Here is a 5,548-nt window from a genome sequence, read left to right as displayed (position 1 = left end):
CACAGCGCGCACATGGACCCGCTCCTGCCCGGCCTCGCCGAGGAACTGGCCGGCCTGCGACCCCAAGCCGGTCGGATCCCGATGTACTCCACCGTCCACGGCCGTGTTGTCGAAGGCCGTGAGCTGGACGCGGACTACTGGTGCGCGAACCTGCGTCAGCCGGTCCGCTTCGACCAGGCCGGGCAGGCCGCCACCGCCGACGGCCACCACACCTGGACCGAGATCAGCCCCCACCCCGTCATGGCCATGGTCCTCGACGAGATCACCCGGCATCACGGGGGAATCACCGTCGCCACCGCCCACCGGGACCGCGCCGACACCACCGACGTGCTGTCGTCGTGGACGCGTACGGGACTGGCGCACGGAGACCAGTGGCAGTGGGACCGCGCGGTGCCGCGCACCCCCGCAGAATCCGGGCTCCCCACCTATGCCTTCGACCGTGAGCGGTACTGGCTCGCCGCCCCCCGCAGCACCCCGGCCGATCCGTCGGCCTGGGGCGTGGACGGGCTGGGCCACCCCTGGCTCACGCTCTCGACCCCGCTGGCCTCCGGTGACGGACTGGTCCTCACCGGCCGGATCGACACCCGCGGGCCCGGGCAGCAGTGGCTGACCGAGCACCGGGTGTTCGACACGGTCCTGCTGCCCGGCACCGCGATCCTGGACATGGTCCTCACCGCCGCCGAGCGGGTCGGCGCCACCGCCGTCGACACCCTGACCCTCACCACCCCGCTGGTCCTGCCCGACAACGGGCCCCTGCGCATCCAGGTCGCCGTCACCGGCACCGACACCGACGGGCGCCGCCAGGTCACCATCCACACCCACCCCGACCCCGACACCCACCCCGACACCCCCTGGACCACCCACGCCACCGCCCAACTCACGCACCACACACCCGCCCGCGCACCCGAATCCGTCGACTGGACGGCGATCGAGCGGGCGGAGCACGTGAACCTGGACGGCTTCTACGACCGCTTCCACGAGCGCGGAATCGACTACGGACCCGCATTCCGGGGCCTGAGCGATCTGTGGCGACGGGACAACGAGCTCTACGCCGTCCTCCGCCTTCCCGAGAGCCTGCGGACCGAGGGCTTCGGGATCCACCCCGCCCTCCTGGACGCGGCGTTCCACACGATCCTCGCCGCCGAGGAAGCCGCCGAGGACGGAGCCGGCGACGAGGCCGGAGGGCAGCCCGGGAAGCGGGTCCTGCTGCCGTTCGAGTGGAGCGACGCCCGGCTGTACGCGACCGGGGCGTCGGTCGTGCGGGTGCGCGTACGCCTCGACGAGACGCGCGAGCAGGCCGAACTGTGCGTGACGGAGGAGAACGGCAACCCGGTGGCCACGGCGAGCCTCCGCCTCCGGGAGGCCACCGCGGGAAGCCTGCGGGCGGCGGCGACGGAGCAGCCGCACCTGTACCGGCTGGAGTTCCAGGAGTGCCCGACCCCCGCTGCCGCGCTGACGGACACCGTGATCACCGGCGGCCCCCTCGCGGCCGCGCTCGTCCTGCCCCCGCTGGACACGGAAACCGGACCGGTTCCCTCTCGCATCGTGGTGGATGCCACGGAAGCCTCCGGCACGCCGGAGGAGTTCACCGCGGCGGCACTGGTCCGTGCGCGCGGCATGCTGGCCGATCCACGGCTGGACGGCACCGAACTGGTCTGGGTGACCCGCCGGGCGGTGTCCGCCGACGAGAACGAGACCGTCGACCTGACCTCGGCGCCCCTGTGGGGTCTGCTGCGTGCGGCGCGCGCCGAGGGACATCCGGTGCGGTTGGTGGACGTGGACGGGGACGCCGATCCGGACACGGTGCGGGCAGCGCTGACCAGTGCGGAGCCGGAGCTGGTGGTCCGCGGCGGTGACGTACGGGTTCCCCGGCTGGTCCGGCTCTCCCCGCGCGACACCGCCCCGGCGGATGGTGGCGCGGCGTCCGCCGCCGACACCGGTGACACGGAGCGCACACCGGGCACGGTGCTGATCACCGGCGGCACCGGTGAACTCGGACGGCAGGTCGCACTGCACCTGGTGACCGGCCGGGGAGTGCGCAAGCTGGTGCTCGCCTCCCGCCGGGGTGACAGGGCGGACGGTTCCGGCGAACTGGTCGCCGAACTGACCGCCGCCGGGGCCGACAGCGTGCGCGTGGTCGCCTGCGATGTCACCAGCCGCGAAGACGTGGCCGGACTCCTGGAATCCGTCACCGACCTCAGCGGCGTGTGGCATCTGGCCGGCGTACTCGACGACGGGCTGCTCACGGACCAGACCCCGGAGCGTCTGGAACGGGTCTGGGCGCCGAAGGCACGCGCCGCCTGGTGGCTGCACGAGCTGACCGCCACCCGTCCGCTGACCTCGTTCGTGGTGTTCTCCTCGGCCGCCGGCGTCCTCGGCAGCGCCGGTCAGAGCGTCTACGCGGCGGCGAACGCGTTCGCGGACGCGGTCGTGCTCGAGCGGCGCCGGCAGGGACTCCCCGGACTGACCCTGTCCTGGGGACTGTGGGAGCAGGCCGGCACCGGGTTGACCTCGCACCTCGGCCCGGCAGAACTGGCGAGGATGCGCAGGCAGGGAGTGACCGCGCTGACCGGCGCACAGGCGCTGGCGGCCCTTGACGCCGCGTTGACCAGCCGGCGGGCACATCTTGTTCCGCTTCGGGTTGATCTGTCCGGTGCCGAGGATGCCCGCTCGCCGCTGCTGCGCGGCAGGACCCGGATGCGGAGGCTGGCGGACACCCGGACGGACAACCTCGACACCGGGTGGTCCGCTCTGCCGGAACCGCAACGCATCAGCGCACTGACCGATCTCGTACGGCGCGAAGCGGCCGTGGCACTGGGCCGCTCCGACGAGATCCGCCCCGAGGCGGAGTTCACCGCACTCGGGCTGGACTCCCTGATGGCGGTGGAACTGCGTCGACGGCTGTCCGCCGAGACCGCACTGTCCCTGCCCGCGACGGCCGTCTTCGATCACCCGACGCCCGCCGCCCTGGCGGAGTACCTCAACGACTGCCTACGAGACCGAGGGGACGACACGCGGCGTGCGCGCGTGGAACGCGTGGAGCGACGCGATGTCCATCCGGCGACCGAGGGGCAGCGCAGGCTGTGGTTCCTGGAGCAGATGCGTCCCGGCACGGCCGAGTACAACGTGACGATGCCGGTCCGGGTCGCCGAACCGCTGGACCGTGCCGCGTTCGCCTCCGCCGTCGAGTTCGTGGTGCGGCGGCACGAGGCCCTGCGCACGGGCATGGAGAGCCGGGACGGCGAGCTGGTCCAGGTGGTGTACGAGGAGTTCGACACCCCGCTGCGCTTCGAGGACGTGGCCGGTTCCGAGGAGCTGGAGGACCGGATCCGGGGCGAGGCCGAGACGCCCTTCGACCTGTCCGGCCCCGTGCTGCTGCGCTGCCTGGTGCTGACCGGCGCGGACGAACAGGTGGTCTGCTTCACCCTCCACCACGCGATCATCGACGCCTGGTCGCTGGTCATGATGCTGCACGAGCTGTTCGCCGCGTACGGGGAGTTCCGCGCAGGCCTCGTTCCCGACAGCGGGAGCGAGTCGCTCGTGCACCTCGGCGACTACGCCGGCTGGGAACGGGACTCCCTCGCGCGGGGCGCCTTCGAGGAGGGACTCGGCTTCTTCCGCAACGAACTGGCCGGGGTTCCGCGCCTGGAACTGCCCCCGAGCGACCTCGGCTCCGGTGCGGGCAAGGTCGGATTCGCCGTGCCCGACGCCCTCCGGGGCGAGCTGGAGGCCCTCGCCTCCGATGCGGGGGTCACGCTGTACACGGTGCTGGCCGGCGCCTTCGCGGTGCTGCTCTCCCGGTACAGCGGCCAGCGGGACTTCAGCATCGGCACGGTGTGGTCCGGGCGCGGACTGCCCGGGTCGGCGGAGATCGTCGGATTCCTCGCCAACACCCTGCCGTTGCGCTGTGATCTCTCCGCTGACCCCAACGTGCCCGATCTGCTGTCGGCGATGAAGTCCCGCGTGCTCGGCGTGATGGAACACCAGAACGTGCCGCTGTCCGAAGTGGTCAAGGTCGTCGACGCCGAGCGCAACGGCGAGGAGAACCCGTTGTTCCGGGCGGTGTTCAACTACGGCCTCGGTGCGGAGCCGGACGACGGCACGTGGCAGCCGTACGCCGGGTTCTTCACCGGCAACGTCGCGGGAACCGCCAAGTTCGAGCTGACCATGAGCCTTGCCCCTGCCGCGGAGGGACTGCGCGGGGAGCTGGAGTTCCGGTCCCACGTACTGGACCGGGAATCCGCACGGCGCATGGTCGCGAACTTCGAGACCCTGCTGGACGCCTTCGTCCGCGACGGCGGTCTGCCGGTCAGCCGGCTGCCGTTGCTCCACACCGAGGAAGAGGGCTGGTTCCGGCAGCACGGCGACAGCGTGACCTCGGAGCCGACCGCGCTGCCCGCGCCGCAGCCGGAGCCGCAGCCGGAGCCCGCGGAACCGGCCGCCGATGGTGACCGGGTGTGGGAGACGGTGGTCTCGGCCTGGTCGCAGGTACTGGAGCTGGAGCCGGCCGAGGTGGACCCGGACAGCGGATTCTTCGATCTGGGCGGAACCTCGCTGACGGCCGTGCGGGTCCACGAACTGATCCGCGACGGCCTGGACCGCGAGTTCCCGCTCGCGACGCTGTTCCGTCACTCCACGGTGCGGCAGCTGACCACGTTCCTGCGCGACGAGGCCACGGGTGCGGCGACCGCGGCGACCGCGGCGACCGCGGCGCCGGCGGCGTCGGCCGGGGAGCGTCCGGACGAGGACGCGGTGGCGATCGTGGGCATGGCCCTGCGCCTGCCGGGTGCGACGGACGCCGAGGAGTTCTGGGCGAACCTGAAGGGCGGGGTGGAGTCGATCCGCCGCTTCACCGACCGGGAACTGCTGGACGCCGGGGTGCCCCGGAGCGTACTGGAGGATCCCGGGTTCGTCCCGGCCAAGGGCTACGTGGCGGACGCCGATCTCTTCGACGCCGAGTTCTTCGGATACTCGCGGTCCGAAGCGGAGAACATGGATCCGCAGCACCGGCTCTTCCTGGAAACGGCCTGGCAGGGCCTGGAGAACGCCGGCATCCTGCCCGATGCCCACCCCGGCCGCATCGGAGTCTTCGCCGGCGCCGGGTTCGGCGGCTACAACACCGGAAGCGTCCGCGGCGACGAGATCACCGAACTCCACGAGTTCTACCGCAATCTCCTCGGGAACAAGTCCGACTTCGTGTCCACCCGGGTGGCGCACAAACTGAACCTGCGCGGTCCCGCGCTGACCGTGCAGACGGCGTGCTCCACGGGACTGGTGGTCACACATCTGGCCAGGCAGAGCCTGCTGCGCGGGGAATCCGACGTGGCACTCGTCGGCGCCTCCGCGCTCACGTTCCCCCTGGAGTACGGCTACTACCACCAGGAAGGCTTCGTCTTCTCCCCGGACGGCTCCTGTCGTGCGTTCGACGCCGACCGCCAGGGCACCGTGGTGGGCAATGGTGTGGTGGCGGTGGTGTTGCGGCGGCTGTCGGACGCGGTCGAGGCCGGGGACCGGATCTACGCGGTCATCCGCGGCAGCGCCATCAACA

Annotated in this window: 1 protein-coding gene; it reads left to right on the top strand. The window is 71.9% G+C overall.

The annotated features are described in order from the left end of the window. Positions 1-12: 12 nt before the first annotated feature. Positions 13-5,548 (top strand): SDR family NAD(P)-dependent oxidoreductase (locus ACZ6I1_RS34820; RefSeq protein ID WP_469293124.1); only part of this gene is annotated, 5,536 nt, incomplete at its 3' end.

The organism is Streptomyces sp. NPDC046303 (assembly GCF_055588085.1).
This window is presented reverse-complemented; position numbering and strand designations above follow the sequence as displayed.